Source organism: Ottowia beijingensis, from assembly GCF_013423955.1.
In the GTDB taxonomy this organism is placed as follows: Bacteria; Pseudomonadota; Gammaproteobacteria; order Burkholderiales; family Burkholderiaceae_C; genus Ottowia; species Ottowia beijingensis.
The window spans coordinates 3,421,459-3,440,113 of sequence record NZ_JACCKX010000001.1 but is presented as its reverse complement, the minus strand read 5'-3'; the positions used below and the strand labels follow the sequence as shown (position 1 = coordinate 3,440,113).

General features: G+C 69.0%; 13 protein-coding genes and 4 pseudogenes. 1 reads left to right on the top strand and 16 read right to left on the bottom strand.

The features are described 5' to 3' along the window. Nucleotides 1-57 precede the first annotated feature (57 nt). The 10 genes and pseudogenes from H0I39_RS17060 to H0I39_RS17015 form a co-directional block, all read right to left on the bottom strand. Entirely contained in the window at nt 58-1,515 is a 1,458-nt protein-coding gene (locus H0I39_RS17060; protein WP_180551278.1) for a cbb3-type cytochrome c oxidase subunit I, read from the bottom strand. Between the two features lie 20 nt (nt 1,516-1,535). Then, on the bottom strand, nt 1,536-1,988 hold the full coding sequence (locus tag H0I39_RS17055) for a c-type cytochrome (RefSeq protein ID WP_180551277.1): 453 nt from the start codon (nt 1,986-1,988) through the stop codon (nt 1,536-1,538). Between the two features lie 246 nt (nt 1,989-2,234). Further along, a pseudogene (gene paaZ / locus H0I39_RS17050) lies at nt 2,235-3,785 on the bottom strand (phenylacetic acid degradation bifunctional protein PaaZ); the annotation flags it as partial. 302 nt (nt 3,786-4,087) lie between these two features. Continuing rightward, a pseudogene (locus H0I39_RS17045) lies at nt 4,088-4,807 on the bottom strand (ABC transporter ATP-binding protein); the annotation flags it as partial. Next, complete coding sequence (locus H0I39_RS17040) at nt 4,782-6,608, bottom strand: branched-chain amino acid ABC transporter ATP-binding protein/permease (protein WP_180551274.1); 1,827 nt, start codon at nt 6,606-6,608, stop codon at nt 4,782-4,784. The pseudogene H0I39_RS17045 and the gene H0I39_RS17040, both read right to left, overlap by 26 nt. Next, nucleotides 6,605-7,632: pseudogene (locus H0I39_RS17035) on the bottom strand (branched-chain amino acid ABC transporter permease). The gene H0I39_RS17040 and the pseudogene H0I39_RS17035 overlap by 4 nt, the downstream one beginning before the upstream one ends. Before the next feature lie 125 nt (nt 7,633-7,757). Next, on the bottom strand, nt 7,758-8,909 hold the full coding sequence (locus tag H0I39_RS17030) for an ABC transporter substrate-binding protein (protein WP_180551273.1): 1,152 nt from the start codon (nt 8,907-8,909) through the stop codon (nt 7,758-7,760). 185 nt (nt 8,910-9,094) lie between these two features. Then, nucleotides 9,095-10,090 carry a Bug family tripartite tricarboxylate transporter substrate binding protein gene (locus tag H0I39_RS17025; RefSeq protein WP_180551272.1) on the bottom strand — a complete coding sequence of 332 codons (996 nt, stop codon included), beginning with the start codon at nt 10,088-10,090 and terminating at the stop codon, nt 9,095-9,097. 39 nt (nt 10,091-10,129) lie between these two features. After that, nucleotides 10,130-11,338: a CaiB/BaiF CoA transferase family protein gene (locus tag H0I39_RS17020; RefSeq protein WP_180551271.1), complete on the bottom strand. Its 1,209-nt coding sequence runs from the start codon at nt 11,336-11,338 to the stop codon at nt 10,130-10,132. A 124-nt stretch (nt 11,339-11,462) separates the two neighbouring features. Beyond that, a pseudogene (locus H0I39_RS17015) lies at nt 11,463-12,397 on the bottom strand (hydroxymethylglutaryl-CoA lyase). A 103-nt stretch (nt 12,398-12,500) separates the two neighbouring features. On the opposite strand from H0I39_RS17015, the gene H0I39_RS17010 reads away from it, so the two are divergent. Next, on the top strand, nt 12,501-13,409 hold the full coding sequence (locus tag H0I39_RS17010) for a LysR family transcriptional regulator (protein WP_180551270.1): 909 nt from the start codon (nt 12,501-12,503) through the stop codon (nt 13,407-13,409). A 71-nt stretch (nt 13,410-13,480) separates the two neighbouring features. Here H0I39_RS17010 and H0I39_RS17005 read toward each other — a convergent pair whose 3' ends face one another. The 6 genes from H0I39_RS17005 to H0I39_RS16980 all read right to left on the bottom strand — a co-directional run bounded on the left by H0I39_RS17005 (nt 13,481) and on the right by H0I39_RS16980 (nt 18,601). Then, the gene (locus tag H0I39_RS17005; RefSeq protein WP_180551269.1) at nt 13,481-14,464 is read right to left on the bottom strand and encodes a CobD/CbiB family protein; all 984 of its coding nucleotides are present in this window, start codon (nt 14,462-14,464) and stop codon (nt 13,481-13,483) included. Nucleotides 14,465-14,657: 193 nt separating this feature from the next. Next, entirely contained in the window at nt 14,658-15,401 is a 744-nt protein-coding gene (locus H0I39_RS17000) for an NUDIX hydrolase (protein ID WP_180551268.1), read from the bottom strand. A 152-nt stretch (nt 15,402-15,553) separates the two neighbouring features. Continuing rightward, nucleotides 15,554-15,949: a 50S ribosomal protein L19 gene (gene rplS / locus H0I39_RS16995; RefSeq protein WP_180551267.1), complete on the bottom strand. Its 396-nt coding sequence runs from the start codon at nt 15,947-15,949 to the stop codon at nt 15,554-15,556. Nucleotides 15,950-16,059: 110 nt separating this feature from the next. Next, nucleotides 16,060-16,824: a tRNA (guanosine(37)-N1)-methyltransferase TrmD gene (gene trmD, locus H0I39_RS16990; protein WP_180551860.1), complete on the bottom strand. Its 765-nt coding sequence runs from the start codon at nt 16,822-16,824 to the stop codon at nt 16,060-16,062. 116 nt (nt 16,825-16,940) lie between these two features. Further along, entirely contained in the window at nt 16,941-17,930 is a 990-nt protein-coding gene (gene hslO, locus H0I39_RS16985) for an Hsp33 family molecular chaperone HslO (protein WP_180551266.1), read from the bottom strand. A gap of 149 nt (nt 17,931-18,079) precedes the next feature. After that, on the bottom strand, nt 18,080-18,601 hold the full coding sequence (locus H0I39_RS16980) for a gamma carbonic anhydrase family protein (protein ID WP_180551859.1): 522 nt from the start codon (nt 18,599-18,601) through the stop codon (nt 18,080-18,082). Nucleotides 18,602-18,655 lie beyond the last annotated feature (54 nt).

The window sequence follows — 18,655 nt, the reverse complement described above, 5'->3', positions numbered from 1 at the left end:
AGGTTTTTTCATCGAAGCCGCGGCGCAGCGGCGAGGGTCAGGCGATCAGCGGGGTGATCAGTCGTGCTTCAGGCGGCGCTGCGCGGGGCTGGCCATCAGGCCGCCACGGCGCGAGCCCAGCACTTCCTCGGCCGGGGCACCGCCGATGAAGAAGCTCCACACATACATGATCAGGCCCGCCAGGAAGGCCACGCCGCCCCACAGGCGCATCCAGTAGAAGAACACCACCTGCTCCTGCGCGGCCATGAAGGGCATGGCGCCTTCGGTGGGCATGCGCTGCAGCCACACCTGCAGGATGCCGGCGCCGGTGAGCGCCAGCACCATCACGCCCATGCCGATGCTCATGACCCAGAACGACCACATCTCCACCGACTGCGCCTTGTGGCTGTTGGCGATGCGCCCGCGCAGCTGCGGCATGGCGTAGCTGATGACGGCGATGACCACCAGCACGTAGGCGCCGTAGAACGCCAGGTGCCCGTGCGATGCCGTGATCTGCGAGCCGTGGGTGTAGTAGTTCACGAAGCTCAGCGTGTGCAGGAAGCCCCACACGCCCGCGCCCAGAAAGCCCAGCACCGCGCAGCCCACGGCCCACAGCACGGCGGCCTGGTTGGCGTGGTCGCGGCGGCGGCGCTGCACCATGCGGAAGGCGAACATGGTCATCAGGAAGAAGGGGATCGGCTCCAGCGACGAGAAGATGTTGCCCACCAGGTGCCAGTAGCCCGGCAGACCGATGAAGTAGTAGTGGTGCGCGGTGCCCAGGATGCCGGTGAACAGCGCGAAGGCGATGATCACGTAGACCCACTTGTCGACCACCTCGCGGTCGACGCCGGTGGTCTTGATCAGCACGTAGGCCAGGATGGCGGCCAGGATCAGCTCCCACACGCCTTCCACCCACAGGTGCACCACCCACCACCAGTACATCTTGTCGCGCACCAGGTTGGCCGGGTTGACGAAGGCGAACAAAAACAGCAGCGCCAGGCCCCACAGGCCGAGCAGCAGCACCGTGGTGATGGTCGTCTTGCGGCCCTTCAGGTAGGTCATGCTGACGTTGAACAGCATGGCCAGCGCCACGATAACGATGCCCACCTTGGTCGGCAAGGGTTGCTCGAGGAACTCGCGCCCCATCGTGGCCAGAAGATCGTTGCCGGTCATCTCGGCCAGCTTGGCGTAGGGCACCAGCAGGTAGCCCAGGACGGTGGCGGCGCCCGCGACGAGGAAGACCCAGAACATCAGCAGCGCCAGCTTGGGGCTGTACAGCTCGGTCTCGGCCTCTTCGGGCACCATGTAGTAGGCCGCGCCCATGAAGCCGAACAGCAGCCACACGATGAGCAGGTTGGTGTGCACCATGCGGGCCACGTTGAACGGGATGGCCGGGAACAGGAAGTCGCCGTAGATGTACTGGATGCCCATCACCACGCCGAAGATGATCTGCCCGATGAACAGGCCGATGGCGGCGATGAAGTACGGCTTGGCGACCGCCTGCGACTGGTACTTGAGGGTTGGGATGTTTGCCATGATGAATGTCCTCCTCGGGATCAACCCTCGATGTTCGGCGGCCACTTGTCAGTGTTGATGCCGTTGGTCCACTTCAGGAACTCGACCAGGTCGTCGAGCTGCTGCTCGGTCAGGTTGAAGTTGGGCATCTGGCGGCGGCCCGGCGTGCCGGTGGGCTGCGCCTTCATCCAGGCCTTGATGAAGAGGCCACCCGAGGCGTCGCCACCGCGGCGCTGGTACACGTTGCCCAGCTCGGGCGCGAAGTAGGCGCCCTCGCCCAGCAGCGAATGGCAGCCGATGCACTGGTTGGTCTCCCACACGTGCTTGCCGCGCACCACGGCCTCGGTCAGCGCGGCGTTGTTGGACCGCTCGGGGATGACGCGCTCGGAGTGGAACACCAGCCCCACGAAGACCAGAATGAAAAACAGCGACCCACCGTAGAAGATGTTGCGCGCCATCTCCTTGGTGAAGCCGCCGGATGAGTTAGTGCTCATGACCGTTTCCTCGCTCGCTTTTGGTAGTAACCCGCATAGCGTAGGAAGCCGCCCATGGGGCGTCCTTGAAGCAAGTCAAGAATGACAGAGCACTTTAGTCGGAAATTTGGTGGGGACTTTCGCACACCCCGGCCAGAAAAAGCCGCCGTTGCAGGAACGGCGGCTTTTCTCACGCTATCAAGCCTTTTCGGCCTTCAGCGCCCGCGCAGCAAGCGCTGGCAGCTATCAAAACAATAGTTACGCAGCATTGTCGCCCGTCACCGCCGCCAGCATGGCGGGCGAACCCTGCACCGCCGCGCGCTGCATCAGGTGCTTGACGGCGCGCAGGCCGCCCAGTTCCTCACCGCCGCCCGCACGGCCGGGGCCGCCGTGCTTGAGGTACGGCAGCGCCGAGCCGTGGCCGGTGGATTCGGGCGCGGCCACGCGGTCGAGCACCTGCAGGCGGCCGTGCATCGACGCGAGTTCGGCAATGGCCTGGGCGGCGGTGGCGCTGTCCTTGGTCACCAGCGTGCCGGCCAGGCTGCCCTGCCCCTTGGCGGCCAGCGCGATGGCCTCGTCGATGCCGTTATAGGGCATCAGCGTGCTGACGGGGCCGAAGGCCTCGACATCGTGCGCGGCATGGCCTTGCGGATCGCGCGCCAGCAGCAGCGTGGGCTGGAAGAAGGCGCCCTCGCCCACGCCCTCGCCCACCGGCGCAAAACCTTCGCCGCCGCCGCCGAACACCACCTCGGCACCCTGGCGCAGCGTGGCCACGCGCTCGGCCACGTCGGCCTGCTGCGCCTTGGAGGCCAGCGCGCCCATGCGCACGTTCTCCAGCCGCGGATCGCCCACGGTGGTCTTGGCCAGGCGCTCCTTGAGTTTGGCGGCGACGGCGTCGATCTTGTCAGCCGGCACCAGCGCGCGGCGGATGGCGGTGCACTTCTGGCCCGCCTTCTGCGTCATCTCGCGCGCGATTTCCTTCACGAACAGGTCGAACTCCTCGTCGTCAGTCGTCACGTCGGGCGCCAAGATGGCGCAGTTCAGCGAGTCGGCCTCGGCGTTGAACGGAATGCTCTTGGCCACCAGGTTGGGCGTGACACGCAGCTTGGCCGCCGTGTCGGCCGAGCCGGTGAAGGTGACCACGTCGCGCACATCCAGCCGGTTCAGCAGGTCGCCCGTGCCGCCGATGACGAGCTGCAGCGCGCCCTCGGGCAGGATGCCGGAGTCGTTGACCAGGCGCACCAGCTTCTCGGTCAGGAAGTTGGTGGCCGTGGCCGGCTTGCCGATGCAGGGCATGCCGGCCAGGAAGGTGGGCGCGAATTTCTCCAGCAGGCCCCACACGGGGAAGTTGAAGGCGTTGATGTGTACCGCCACGCCGCCGCGCGGCACCAGCACGTGCGTGCCGGCGAAGGCGCCAGTCTTGCCCAGCGGCACCTGCGGGCCTTCGTGCCACAGGTTGCCGGCTGGGGGCAGCTCCTTGGCCATGCTGGCGTAGGCGAACAGCGTGCCCGTGCCGCCCTCGATGTCGACCCAGCCGTCGGTGCGCGTGGCGCCGGTGTGGAACGACAGCGCGTACATCTCCTCCTTGCGCTCGCCCAGGTACTTGGCCAGGGCCTTCAGCATGCCGGCGCGCTGCTGGAAGTCGGTCTGGCGCATGGCGGCGAGGCCCGTGGTGCGGGCGTAGTGCAGCGCCTCGCCGAAGTCGATGGCCTCGTCGTGCGTGTGCGCGACCACCGCGCCGTCGATGGCGCTGCGCAGCGCCTGCGCGGGCTGGCTGCCGATCCAGCGGCCGGCGATGTAGCTTTGAAGTTGGGTCATGGGAAGTCTCCGTGAATGCCAGAAAAACGACAGATGGTTCGAATGTATCGAAGCCGGATGTTCATCAATTTGATAACTGCTTGCGCCCCCTGCACCTTGATTTCAATATGAAAACCATCTGAAAACCACTCAGGACAAGCGCAACCAGCTATCTTTATTGATACCCTGAAGGCTGCGCAGCAAGCCTCCGCAATGGCCGCGGAGCAGGCCACGACAGGACGCCGTGCCCGGGGTCCCCCGGGCAAGAGCGTCGTCCCTCTCAGGGGAAGGCGCCGCAGGCGCCTCAGGGGAGCTTTGTTTCCGCCCACGCCCAGATAGGTTTCGATCACGCGCCGGTCGTGCATCAGCTCGCCCGCCGCGCCGGTCAGCGCCACCTCGCCCATCTCCAGCACGTAGCCGCGGTCGGCCACGTTCAGCGCGGCGCGCGCGTTCTGCTCGACCAGCAGCACCGACACACCCATGTCGCGCAGCGAGGCGACGATGTTCAGCACCTCGCGCACGATCAGCGGCGCCAGTCCCAGCGAGGGCTCGTCCAGCATCAGCAGGCGCGGGCGCGCCATCAGCGCGCGGCCGATGGCCAGCATCTGGCGCTCGCCGCCCGACAGCGTGGACGCCATCTGCGCGCGGCGCTCCTGCATGCGCGGGAAGAGCTTGAACACCTCGGCCATGCGCTCCTTCTGGTCGCGCTGGCCGCGCCGCCAGCGCGCAAAGCCGCCCAGCAGCAGGTTGTCCTCAACCGACATCTCGCCGAACAGCTCGCGCTTTTCGGGCACCAGGCCAACGCCGGCGTCCACCATGGCCTCGACGCTCGGCCGCGCCATCGGCTGTCCGCCCAGCCTGAGCGTGCCGCTGGAGCCCAGCAGGCCCATGATGGCGTTCAGCAGCGTGGATTTGCCGGCGCCGTTGGGGCCGATGACGGTGACGATCTCGCCCTCGCCCACCGTCAGCGCCACCTGGTGCACGGCTTCCACCGGGCCGTAGCAGACGGAGAAGTTTTCAAGTTCCAGCAGGGGCTTGCTCACAGGTCACCCCCAGATAGGCGGCCAGCACGCGCGGATCGGCCTGCACGGCAGCGGGCGTGCCGCTGGCGATGACGGTGCCGAACTCCAGCACCGTCACCCGGTCGGCCAGGTTCATGACGAATTCCATGTCGTGTTCCACCACCAGAATGGCCAAGCCCTCGGCGCGCAGCTGCGACAGCAGCTTGGCCAGCGATTGCTTCTCGAGGTGGCGCAGGCCGGCGGCCGGCTCGTCCAGCAGCAGCAGGCTGGGCTGGCCGGCCAGCGCCCGCGCGATTTCGACGATGCGCTGCTGCCCCAGCGGCAGCGAGGCGGCCGGCGTGTCGATGTAGTCGAGCAGGCCGCAGCGCTCGATCTGGCGGCGCGCCTCGGCCAGCAGGGCGGCCTCTTCGGCGCGGTCAGTGCGCAGCATGGCCGCCACCCAGCCGCGCTGGCCGCGCAGGTGCGCGCCCAGGGCCACGTTCTCGAGCACGCTGCGCTGGCCCAGCAGGCGCACGTGCTGGAAGGTGCGGCCCAGGCCCAGCCTGGCGAACGCGCGCGAGGGCTTGCCTGCCATGGGCTGGCCCATCAGGCTGACGGTGCCGGTGGTGGGGTCGTCCACGCCCGAGATCATGTTGAAGAAGGTGCTCTTGCCGGCGCCGTTGGGGCCGATCAGCGCGTGCACCTCGCCGGCCTTCACGTCCAGGTTGACGGCGTTGTTGGCCACCAGGCCGGCGAAGCGCTTGGTCACGTCGCTGGCATCCAGCACCACGGTGCCCAGCGCCGGCAGCGCGCGCTGCGCCAGTGGCGCGGCCGCCGCCTGCTTGCCGCCGCGCTGGGCCGGCTGGATGAAGCGGCGCGTGGCACCGGCGATCAGCGGCCACAGGCCGTCGGCGGCGCGCTGCAGCACCAGCAGCATCAGCAGGCCGAACACCACGATCTCGAAATTGCCGCTGGTGCCCAGCAGCTTGGGCAGCCAGTCCTGCAGCTCGGCCTTCAGCAGCGTGATGAGAGTGGCGCCCAGCACCGCGCCCCACAGGTAGCCCGAGCCGCCCACCACGGCCATGAACAGGTATTCGATGCCGATGTTGAGGTTGAACGGCGTGGGGTTGACGAAGCGCTGCAGGTGCGCATACAGCCAGCCCGACACCGCCGCCAGCAGCGCCGCCAGCACGAACAGCTTGATGCGCTGGCGCGCCGTGTCGACGCCCATCGACTCGGCCATCACGCGGCCGGTCTTGAGCGAGCGGATGGCCCGGCCCTCGCGCGAATCCAGCAGGTTGTGCAGCGCCCAGATCATGACCAGCAGCAAGGCCCAGATGAACACGCCCAGCACGCGCGGCGAGGTCATGTCGAGCCCGAACAGGCCCAGCGACGGCAGCCCCGCCAGCCCGGTGTGGCCGCCCAGCACCTGCAGGTTACCGAAGATGTAGTACAGGCTCAGGCCCCAGGCGATGGTGCCCAGCGGCAGGTAGTGGCCCGACAGGCGCAGCGTGACCGCGCCCAGCGCCCAGGCCACCAGCGCCGTCACCGCCAGCCCCAGCAGCAGCCCCAGCCACGGCAGCAGGCCGGGCGGAATGGCGGCCAGCGCCTCGCCGACCTGCGGGTTGCCGCTGACCCAGGCCGTGGCATACGCCCCCAGGCCGACGAAGGCCGCCTGGCCGAACGAGGTCATGCCGCCCACGCCGGTCAGCAGCACCAGCCCCACGGCCACCATCGAGTACAGGCCGATGTAGTTCAGCAGCGTGACGGTGAACGGCGGCAGAAAGCCCCAGGCCAGCGCCAGCAGCGCGATGAAGATCCACGTGACGTGCCTGGAGGTCATTCCTCGTCCTCCACGTGGTGCGTGTTGATCGAGCGCCACCACAGCACCGGGATGATCAGGGTGAACACGATGACTTCCTTGAACGCGCTGGCCCAGAACGACGAGAACGATTCGAGCTGGCCCACCAGCAGCGCGCCGGCCAGCGCCAGCGGGTAGCTCGACAGCCCGCCGATGATGCCGGCCACGAAGCCCTTCAGGCCGATCAGGAAGCCGGTGTCGAAATAGATGGTGGTGATGGGCGCGATCAGGATGCCGCAGACGGCGCCGATCAGCGCCGCCAGCGCAAAGCTCAGGTCGCCCGACAGCTCGGTCGGGATGCCCATCAGCCGCGCGCCGGTCTGGTTGATGGCGGTGGCGCGCAGCGCCTTGCCGATGATGGAGCGCTCGAAGAACAGGAACATCAGCACCACCAGCACGATGGCCGTGCCGATGACCACCAGCGACTGCCCGGTGACCGGCAGCCCGCCCAGATCCCAGCGCGCCTCGGACATCGGCGTGGTGCGCGAGCCCTCGGCGCCGAAGAAGAACAGCCCCAGGCCCATCATGGCCAGGTGCAGCGCCACCGACACGATCAGCAGGATCAGCACCGTGGCGTGCGCCAGCGGGCGGAACGCCAGGCGGTACACCAGCGGCCCCATGGGCACGATCAGCGCCAGCACCGCCAGCGTCTGCCCGAACTGCGACGTGGGCTTGAGGCCCCACACCAGGGCCACGGCAATCAACGGCAGCAGCACGGCCCAGACCAGCGTCGGCTTCAGGCCACGCGCGTGCCGCGCAGGTGGCGCCAGCCCTCCACGGCCAGCGTCAGCGCGGCCATGGTCAGCAGCATCCAGATGATGGGCGGCACCTTGCCTGTCTGCAGCGCCGCCATGGCCAGCGCCGCATAGGCGACGAACTCGCCCTGGGGAATGAAGATGACCCGCGTGACCGAAAACACCAGCACCAGGGCCAGCGCCATCAGTCCGTACACGGCGCCGTTCACCACGCCGTCCTGCGCCAGCATCAGCGCGATCTGAGAATCCATGCGTCCCGCCTCGGCAAAACGACGCCCACTGCGGAACCGAGATTCCGCGGGCGCCTTTTGCTATTGTTGTTGTAGCTACCTGCGCTTTTCCAGCAAGCGCTGCAGCTCATTTTGACATCAAACGATCAGGGCTGGTACTTCCACTGGCCGTTTTCGATCCTGACCATCACGCGGGCGCGCTGGTCCAGGCCCAGGTGGTCCTTGGGCGACATGTTGAAGATGCCGTGCGCGCCGGCCACCTCCTTGACGTCGTTTTCCAGCGCGTCGCGCAGCGCGGCGCGGAACTCGGGCGTGCCGGGCTTGGCCTTCTTCAGCGCCGCGGGCACGGCGGCCTGCAGGATCAGGCCGGCATCCCAGGCGTGGGCGCCGAAGCCCGAGACCGTGCCCTTGCCGTGCGCGCCCTCGTAGGCCTTGACGTATTCGGTGGCCGCCTTGCGCACCGGGTTGCTGGCCGGCAGCTGCTCGGCCACCAGCACCGGGCCGGCGGGCAGGTAGGTGCCTTCCACGTCCTTGCCGCCCACGCGCAGGAAGTCGGCGTTGGCCACGCCGTGCGTCTGGTAGTACTTGCCGGTGTAGCCGCGCTCCTTCAGCGTCTTCTGCGGCAGCGCGGCGGGCGTGCCGGAGCCGCCCACCAGCACCGCGTCGGGCTTGGCGGCCATGATCTTCAGCACCTGGCCGGTGACGGCGGTGTCGGTGCGCGAGAAGCGCTCGTTGGCCACCAGCTGGATCTTCTTCAGCTCCAGCGCCTTCGAGAATTCGCGGTACCAGCCCTCGCCATAGGCGTCGGCAAAGCCGATGTAGGCCGCCGTCTTGACGCCGTTGCTGGCCATGTGGTCGGCAATGGCCAGGGCCATCATGATGTCGTTCTGCGGCGTCTTGAACACCCAGCGCTTCTTCTCGTCCTGCGGCTCGATGATGGCGGCCGAGGCGGCGATCGAGATCATCGGCGTCTTGGCCTCGGCCACGGCGTCGATCATGGCCAGCGAGTTGGGCGTGGTGGACGAGCCGATGATGACGTCGACCTTGCGCTCGCTGATCAGGCGGCGCGTGTTGGTGACGGCCTGCGTGGTGTCGGAGGCATCGTCCAGCACGATGTAGTTGACGGGCTGGCCGGCGATGGTCTTGGGCATCAGCGCGAAGGTGTTGCGCTCGGGAATGCCCAGCGAGGCGGCCGGGCCGGTGGCCGACACGGTGACGCCGACGGTGATCTCGGCCAGCGCGGCCGTCGAAAAGCCCAGCACGGCGGCGCCGAGCAGCGCCAACTTCTTCAACTTCATGGGGTTGTCTCCAGACAGAAAAATGAAACCGGTCAGGGGCGGTGTGACAGTGCCGCCCGATGGCACCAAGCCATAAGCTGACCGATCGGTCGGTTAATTCTATCGACCGATGTGCACTTTTTGCCTGTTGCCCGGTGCGATCTGCTTGGGAATAACCCTAGCGTGGCGTGATGCTTCGGCAGTGTTTACTGCGCCGTCACGCCCGCCTTCTTCACCAGCTCGCCAAAGCGCGCGCCCTCCTGGCGGAAGGTGGCCAGCGCCTGCTCGGGCGTGCTGACGTGGATCACGTTGCCCTGCTTGGCCATGGCTTCCTTCACCTCGGGCGCGTCGAAGGCGGCCACCAGCGCGTCGTGCATGCGCTTGACCTGCGCGGCGGGCAGGTTCTTCGGCCCCAGCACGGCGATCCAGCCGTCGACCACGTAGCCGGGCAGGCCCTGTTCGGCAAAGGTGGGCAGGTTGGGCGCGGCGGGGCTGCGCGCCGCGCTGGACACGCCGATCGCCTTCAGCGCGCCGGTCTGCATGTGCGGCAGTGCCACGTTGATGCCCAGCACGCCGAAGTCCACCTGCCCGCCCAGCAGGTCGGTCACCATCTGGCCCACGCCCTTGTAGGGGATGTGCCGGGCCTGCACCTTGGCTTCGTCCAGGAACATCTCGGCCGCCAGGTGCAGGATGGTGCCGGTGCCGCCGCTGGCAAAGTTGTAGCCGTCGGGCCTGGCCTTGAGCAGCGCGACGAACTCCTTGCTGTTGCTGGCCGCCACCTTGGCCGGGTTGGCCACCAGCACCAGCGGCGTGGCGCCGATCACGGCAATCGGCGTGAAGTCGTCCGGCATCCTGAACGGCACGCTTTTGAGCACGTGCGGCAGGATGACGACGTTGTTGCTGACGATGGAGAAGGTCTGCCCGTCGGGCGCGGCGCGGTTCAGCGCCTGCAGGCCGATCACGCCGCTGGCGCCGGGCTGGTTGTCGACCACCACCGACTGGCCCAGCGCCTTGGCCAGCGCGGCCTGGGCGGCGCGTGCGATGGTGTCGACGCCCGAGCCGGCCGCGTTGGGCAGCACCAGCTTGACGGTGTTGGCCTGCGCCTGCGCGGCCAGCGGCAGGCCGCCACCGGCCAGTGCGGCCAGCGCGGTCAGTGCGGACAGCGCGGCGCGGCGCGTGGGGTTTGAACGATGGGTGCTCATGTTCGGTGTCTCCAGGTGGTTATTTGAACGAAATCGGCCTCAGGCGACCGCGTGGCCGGCGCGAAGCGCTTCTATTTCTGAAGCAGCGTAGCCGATCTCGGCCAGCACCGCCGCCGTATCGGCACCCATGCGCGGCGGCTGCGCGCCGACGCCCAGGCGTTCGCCCGCCAGGGTGAAGGGCAGCAGCGTGGTCTGCGTGGTCTGGCCGGCGCGCGCACCGTCGGTCAGCGTGATGTCGGCCAGCCCGCCGGTGGCCTGCAGGTGCTCGTCGTCGAACAGTTCCTCGGGCTTGCGGATGGGTGCGAACGGCAGGCCGGCGCGCTCGAACAGCGCTGCCAGTTCGGCCGCGCTGCGCGTGGCCAGGCGCTCGCGCAGCACGGGCAGCAGCGTCGGCCGCTGGCGCACGCGCTCGTTGTTGGTGGCGTATTCGGGCCGGTCGCGCAGGTCGCCAAAGCCCAGCGCATCGCAGAAGGTGCGCCACTGCGCATCGCTCACCGCGGCCAGGAAGATCTGCTCGCCGTCCTTCACCGTGAACACGTCGTACACCGCCCAGGCGCTGATGCGCTCGGGCATGGGCGCGGCCGGCTGGCCGGTGATGGCGTATTGCAGCATGTGCTGGCCGACCAGGAACACGTTGTTCTCGAACAGCGCGCTCTGCACTTCCTGCCCCTTGCCGGTGATGCCGCGCTGCACCAGCGCGCCCAGCGCGCCGATGGCGCCGAACATGCCGCCCATGATGTCGTTCACGCTGGTCCCGGCGCGCAGCGGGTCACCCGGGCGGCCCGTCATGTAGGCCAGGCCGCCCATCATCTGCACCACCTCGTCGAGCGCGGTGCGGTGTTCGTAGGGGCCGGGCAGAAAGCCCTTCAGGCTGACGTAGATCAGGCGCTCGTTCACCTGCGACAGCGCGGCGTAGTCGAGCCCGTATTTCTTCATCGTGCCGGGCTTGAAGTTCTCGGCCACCACGTCGGCGCTGGCGGCCAGCCGGCGCGCCACGGCGGCGCCCTCGGGCTGGTGCAGGTCGATGGCAATGCTTTTCTTGCCGCGGTTGAACATCGGGAAGAAGCCCGCGCCCGCGCCCAGCAGGTGGCGCGTGCGGTCGCCCTCGATGGGCTCGACCTTGATGACCTCGGCCCCCAGATCGGCCAGCACCAGCCCGCAGGTGGGGCCCATGACCATGTGGGTGAATTCGACCACGCGCAGGCCTTCGAGGGGTCGGCGTGCCGTGTGCGGGGTGGATGGGTTCATGCGCTGGTCGGGTTCCGGGTGGTGGTCAAACTTGAAGAAAATGATAGCTGCTTGCGCCCTGCTCAAGCCATTTTCATATAAAAACCATCTGAATTTCTTATATATCAAGCGCAAGCAGCTATCTTTATTGATGCGCCTGCAATGTCTTGGGCAAACCCGCGCGCCACAGCGTGCCGTGCAGCGCCTCGCCCTGCAGCCAGCCGGCCACCTGCTGGCGCAGCGCCAGCAGCGCGTCGATGTCCAGGCCCGTGTCGATGCCCATGCTGCGCAGCATCCAGGCCAGGTCTTCGGTGCTGACGTTGCCGCTGGCGCCCGGCGCGTGCGGGCAGCCGCCGATGCCGGCCAGGCAGGCGTCGAAGCGCGTGATGCCGGTCTGCAGCGCGGCGTACACGTTGGCCAGGCCCAGCCCGCGCGTGTCGTGGAAGTGCGCGGCCCACAGCCTGTCGCCCGCCAGCTTGCGCGCGGCCTCGAACAGGCGCGCCACCGCCGCCGGGTCGGCATAGCCCACGGTGTCGGCCAGCTCACGCGGTCGCAGCCGGCATCGAGCAGGGCCTGCAGCAGGCGCAGCACTTCGCTGTGCTTCACCTCGCCCTGGATGGTGCAGCCGAAGGCCGTGCTCATGCCGCCTTCCAGCAGCGTCTTCGAGCCCGCCGCATCGCGCGCGGCGCGGATGCGCGCCACCTCGGCCACCACCTCGTCGGGTGTCTTGCGCAGGTTGGCCAGGCTGTGCGCGTGGCTGGCCGACAGCGGCAGCAGCATCAGGTCGGCCTGCGCGGCGATGGCCGCCTCGGCCCCGCGCAGGTTGGGCACCAGCACCGACACGAACAGGCCGGGCAGCGTCTTGCCGTAGGCCACCAGCTCGGTCGTGTCGGCCAGCTGCGGCAGGTATTTGGCCGGCACGAAGGAGCCGACCTCGATCTCGCGCTGGCCGGCGGCGTGCGCACCGTGCAGCCAGGCTTTCTTCTGCTCGGTCGGCAGCGTGCGGGCAATGGCCTGCAGGCCGTCGCGCAGGCCGACTTCGCGGATCACGGCGCGGGCGGGGAGCGTGGAGGCGCTCATGGTGTCTCCTTCATCTTCTGGTTTGCGCAGAGTCTAGGTATTCCCTGATCAATCACAAAATCTATTCTGGAAGCCTTAAAGTTCCGATCTGGAACATCACACCATGCGCGACCTCGACCTCACATCACTGCGCCTGTTCGTTGCGGTCTGCGAAGCGCGCAACATCGCCCGCGCGGCCGAGCAGCAGGCCATCGTCGGCTCGGCCATCAGCAAGCGGCTGGCGGCGCTGGAAGACACCGTGGGCACGCCGCTGCTGGTGCGCCGCCGCCACGGCGTGGCGCCCACGCCCGCCGGCGAAACACTGCTGGAGCACGCGCGCGCCCTGCTCGCCCGCGCGGCGCAGATCGAACGCGACATGGCCGGCTACGCGGCGGGCGTGCGCGGCCACGTGCGCGTGCTGGCCACGCAGTCGGCCATCGCCGAATCGCTGGCCGACGACGTGGCGGCCTTTCTGAAGGCGCCCGGCCACCAGCACATCCGCATCGACATGGAGGAGGCCGTGAGCACCCAGGTGCTGCGCGCGGTGCGCGAAGGCAGCGCGTCGCTCGGCATCTGCTGGGACGCCGCCGACCTGCGCGGCCTGCACCACTGGCCCTGGCGCGGCGACCGGCTGGCCGTGGTGATGCCGCCCGGCCACGCACTGGCGCGCCGCAAACGCCTGGCGCTGGCCGACACCCTGCCCTACGAACAGGTCAGCCTGCCGCCCGAAAGCGCGGTGCAGGTGATGCTGCAGCGCGCCGCCGCGCTGGCCGGGCAGCCGATCCGCTACCGCGTGGTGGCCGCCACCTTCGACGCCGCGCTGCGCGTGGTGCGCTCGCGCCTGGCCATCGCCATCCTGCCGGCCGAGCTGTCGGCACCGTATGCCGAGGCCTTCGAGCTGCGCGTGACCCCGCTCACCGACGCCTGGGCGCAGCGGCGCTTTGCCATCGCCTGCCGCGACCCCGAGGCGCTGACGCCGGCGGCGCGGCTGCTGGTGGAGCATCTGGTGGCGGCGGCCAAGGCCGCTGGATAGCTATTATTAACATAGCTGCTCGCGCTTTATGGACGGGCGCTGAAGCCCGATTTGACCCCAAGAACCGGCCATCAGGCCAGCACGCGCGCCAGCGTCAGCAGCACCAGCAGCAGCAGCCACAGCGCCACCGTGCGCCACACCAGCCCCACCACCTGGGTCAAGTGCGCGGTGCGGGCAGCCACGCCCGGCAGGCCCTCGCCGGCCGCGGCGCCGGGCGCCGACAGCGGCTGGCCCACGGCATCGGCCGACAGCGGCCGCAGCGACGCGCCGCCCAGCCGCACGCCGATGGCACCGGCCGTGGCGGCCAGGATCACGCCGTCGTTGCCGTCGGCAAAGCGCATGGCGTGGTTGCGCCACACGTCGATGGCGTCCTCGAAGCTGCCGACGATGGCAAAGCCCAGCGCCGTGGCGCGCGCCGGCAGCCAGTCGATGGCGTGCCAGGCGGCGTCGGCCACGGCGCGCAGCGCGGGGCTGGTGGGGTGGTCGGCCGCCTCGGACTTGCGGCGCCAGTAGCGCGCGCCGTACTCGGCATTGCGGTAGAACACCGCGCCCGCCGGCCCCAGGCCCAGCATGGCGCCGATGCAGTACCACACCAGCACGCCGAACACGTGGCGGTGCGCGGCCAGCACCGACACCTCGATCACGTGGCGCACGATCTCGCTGCGCGGCACGCTGCTGGCGTCCACCTGCTGCCAGCGCGCCAGCAGGGTGCGGGCACGCTCCTCGTCGCCCGCTTCCAGCGCGTCGCGGATGCCGGTGAAGTGGTGGCTGAACTGGCGGAACCCCAGCGTGAGGTACAGCACCGCCACGCTCCACAGCAGCACCAGCGGCCAGCCGCCCAGCCAGTTCAGCAACCCGTGCACGGCGATCACGCCCAGCGTGGGCACGCCCACCGCCAGCGCCCAGGCCAGCCAGCCGTGCTGCAGCCCGCCCGCGTCGACGTTGCGGCCCACCAGGCGCAGCCAGCGGCGCAGGCTCTGCACCGCCGGGTGGTCCTCGGCCAGCGGGCGCACCTGCTCGAGCAGCAGGGCGAGCGCTATGGCAAAGAAAGCCATGTCAGGCGCCCCCAAGCCGCTGCGCGGCCTCTTCCCGCAAGGGAGGGCAACGCCAGCCGCCAGCGCGCGTCGAGGTCACGGCGTTGGCTGGCGTGGCCAGGGATGGGCGCAGCTCATGAAGATGCGAAAGCCGTGTGCGTCATGTCGGCCTTCATGATAGCCAGCGTGCCCCGCGCCGCCCCGCGGCGCGTGGTCACGCCGAGAGGAACCTGTAGAAGTTGCGCAACATGCCCGCCGTGGCGCCCCAGATGTAGCGCTCGATCTCGCTGTCGGGCGTGGGCGGCGATTCGCCGGTGCCGGGCTCGACACGCACGCGCTCGACGTAGGGCATCGAGTACCACTCGCGCACGTGGCCCTGCCATTCGAGCCGGTGGCGGCGGTGGTGCGCCGGGTTCATCAGAAAGGACAGCGGCACCTCGAACGCGTGCGCCACCTCGTCGGGGTTGGGGTGCAGCACGAAGCCCGGCCGCACCACCGCCACCACGGGCGTGATGATGAACTGCGTGCCCGTCACGTACACCGGCAGCTGGCCGATCACGTCGACGTGGCCGCGCGGCAGGTCCACCTCTTCCTGCGCCTCGCGCAGCGCGGCGTCGACCACGTCCACGTCTTCCGGGTCCACCCGCCCGCCCGGAAACGCCACCTGCCCGGAGTGCGTCGACAGCTTGTGCGAGCGCTCGGTCAGCAGCACCGACAGGCCCGACGGCCGGTTCACCAGCGGCACCAGCACGGCGGCGGCGGCCGGCGCGCGGTCGGCAAAGCGCGGCTCCTCGCGCAGCTCGGGCTGCCAGGCCGGCGGGTGCACGAAGCGCCGGCGCAGCGCGTCGGGCGTCAGGCGCTCGGTCGGCACGGCGGGCAGGTGCGTGTCGATGCCCGTCACCGGCACGTCGCGCGGGTTGAAGTTGGGCAACTGGGACAACAGGGTCTGGGTGTTCATGAAGCGCGAAGGCCGTGGGTGGCCGCAACCGGGCTTATTGTGCGCAAACGGCCGGGCAACACGCGCCGGGCCATGAAAAAACCGCCTGGGGAAAGGGCCGCAGGCGGTTTTTGGGCCGGGCTGGCGGCCCCAGGGCCGCCGGCGCGCCGGGCTTACTCGGCAGCAGCGGCTTCGCCGATCTGCTTGGCCACGCGGCCGGGCAGCTTTTCCTTGATGCGGGCCTTCTTGCCCGACAGGCCGCGCAGGTAGTACAGCTTGGCACGGCGCACGTCGCCGCGGCGCTTGACCTCGATCTTGGCGATCAGCGGGCTGTAGGTCTGGAAGGTGCGCTCCACGCCTTCGCCGCTGGAGATCTTGCGCACGGTGAAGCCGCTGTTGAGGCCACGGTTGCGCTTGGCGATCACCACGCCTTCATAGGCCTGCACGCGCTTGCGGCTGCCTTCGACGACGTTGACGCTGACGATGACGGTGTCGCCAGGGGCGAATTCGGGCACGTTCTTGCCCAGGCGCTCGATTTCTTCTTTTTCGAGCTGTTCGATCAGGTTCATGGTTTCCTCATCTCTCGATCATGCGCGCGCTACGCTAGGGGCGGCAGCCTTGAAACCCGTTCAAGACCTTGTTCTGGGCCGCGGCCGGCAGAGGATCGAAAAGCCTTTGATTATAGCCCGGCGGCGCCAGCCTTGGCCAGCACGGCCTCGTCGGCGCGGTTCAGGCGCCCGGCAGCGCGGGCGGCGGCGATCAGCTCGGGCCGCTGGCGCGCGGTGAGCGCCAGGCGCTGGTCGCGCCGCCAGCGCTCGATCTGCGCGTGGTGGCCGCTCAGCAGCTCGGGCGGCACGCGCTGGCCTTGCCATTCTTCCGGGCGGGTGTAGTGCGGGCAGTCCAGCAGGCCGTCGACGGCGGGGTTGAAGCTGTCTTCAAGGTGGCTGCCCTCGTCGTTCAGCACGCCGGGCTGCAGGCGCGCCACGGCATCCAGCAGCGCCAGCGCAGCGATCTCGCCGCCCGAGAGCACGAAATCGCCCAGGCTGATCTGGTGCGTGACGTGGGCATCGATGAAGCGCTGGTCGATGCCCTCATAGCGGCCGCAGATCAGGATGGCGCCCTGCCCCGCCGACCAGTGTTCGACGGCGGCGTGGTTCAGCGGCTGGCCGATGGGCGAGAACAGCACCACCGGCCCCGGGTCGTTGTCAGCGCGGTCGGCCTGCACCGCCGCCAGGCAACGCGCCAGCGGCTCGGCCAGCATCACCATGCCGGGGCCGCCGCCGAAGGGGCGGTCGTCGACGCGGCGGTAGTTGCCTTCCGCGTAATCGCGCGGGTTCCACAGCTTCAGCACGATCTGGCCGCTGGCATAGGCGCGGCGGGTGATGCCGGCCTCGACGAAGGGTGCGAACAGCTCGGGGAACAGCGTCAGCACGTCGAAGCGCAGCGGCGCGCGGGCGGGCGCCGCTGGCGTGCTCTCGGATTCAGGGCTGTTTATCACATACTCCCCTACATATGGCCGCCAGCGCCCGATCAGCAAGCGCTGAGACCATATACTCCCCTCTATTGAACCGATCCCGGCTGAGGCGATTGCTGCGCGGCGGGCGTGAACAGGCGCCCCACGTCCACCGCGTCGAAGCGCTCCTGCTGGCCGCAGAAGTCGCAGCTCACCTCGATCTGGCCCTGCTCGGCAATGATCGAGTCGGCCTCTTGCTGGCCCAGCCCCTTCAGCATGGCGGCCACGCGCTCGCGGCTGCACGAGCAGGCAAAGCGCGGCCCGCTGGCGCCGGCCTGCGGCTCGAAGCGCATCAGGTTCTCTTCCCAGAACAGGCGGCGCAGGATGGTGTCGGCGTCCAGGCCCAGCAGTTCCTCGCGCTTCAGGCTCTTGGCCAGGATGGCGATGCGCTGGTAGTCGTCCTCGGCCGCTTCGCCGGCATCGTCTTCGCGCGCCACGCTGCTTTGCGACAGGTTGTCCTGCCCCTGCACCGGCAGCCGCTGGATCAACAGGCCGGCGGCCACCTGCTCGTCGGCGGCCAGCACCAGCGTGGTGTCGAGCTGCTCGGACTGGCGCATGTAGTGCTCCACCACGGCGGCCAGGTCCATCAGCGGCGCGCCGCCTTCGTCGGCCAGCGGCACCACGCCCTGGTAGGGCTGCTGGCCATCCTGGCGGTTCTTGGGGTCGAGCGTGATGGCGCAGCGGCCCTGGCCGTGCGCGTTCACCATCTCCGGCAGGCGCGCGCCGGGCGGCACGGCGCCGACGATGGAGGCCGTGGCACGCAGCCGCATGTCGGGCTGCACCTCGGCCACGGCCACCTTCACCGGGCCGTCGCCGAAGATCTGCATGATCAGCGCGCCGTCGAACTTGATGTTGCTCTGCATCAGCACCGCGGCGGCGGTCATCTCGCCCAGCATCTCGGCCACCGGCGGCGGGTAGGCGCCGGTCTGGGTGTTGGCGGCGCGGCGGCGCAGCACCTCTTGCCAGGCGTCGGTCAGGCGCACCAGTTGGCCGCGCACCGGCAGGCCGTCGAAGATGAATTTGTGCAGTTCGGACATCCGGGGTATTTTGGGGCAGGCCCGGGTTTGTCAACCGGGCGTGCAAGCTGTGGGAGCGGGCTTGCCCGCGATGACAGCGCCTCGCGTTGGGCTGGCGCCCCATCGCGGGCAAGCCCGCTCCCACACCAAAAACGGGACTACCAGCCGATTTACAGCTTCTTCAGCGTCGCGCGGAACTTGCGCGCGTTGTCGATGTAGTGCTGCGCGCTCTGGCGCAGGCCCTCGATCTGCTCGGGCGTGAGCTGGCGCACCACCTTGGCCGGTGTGCCCATGATCATGCTGCCGTCCGGGAACTCCTTGCCCTCCGTCACCAGCGAGCCCGCGCCCACCAGGCAGTTCTTGCCGATCCTGGCGCCGTTCAGCACCACCGCGCCGATGCCGATCAGCGACTCGTCGCCGATGGTGCAACCGTGCAGCATCACCTTGTGCCCCACCGTCACGTGCTTGCCGATGGTCAGCGGCAGGCCAAGGTCGGCGTGCATCACCGTCAGGTCCTGGATGTTGCTGCCCTCGCCGATCGACATGCTCTCGGTGTCGCCGCGCAGCACGCAGCCGAACCACACGCTGGCATCGGGGCCGATCGTCACGTTGCCCATCACCTGGGCCGAATCGGCAATCCACGCCGTCGCGTCCACCTGCGGCGTCATGCCGTCCACTTCATACACCGCCATCGCTTCGTCTCCTGGGTTGTTCGGGTTGGGGTTCATAGAATTCTACGAATGGAC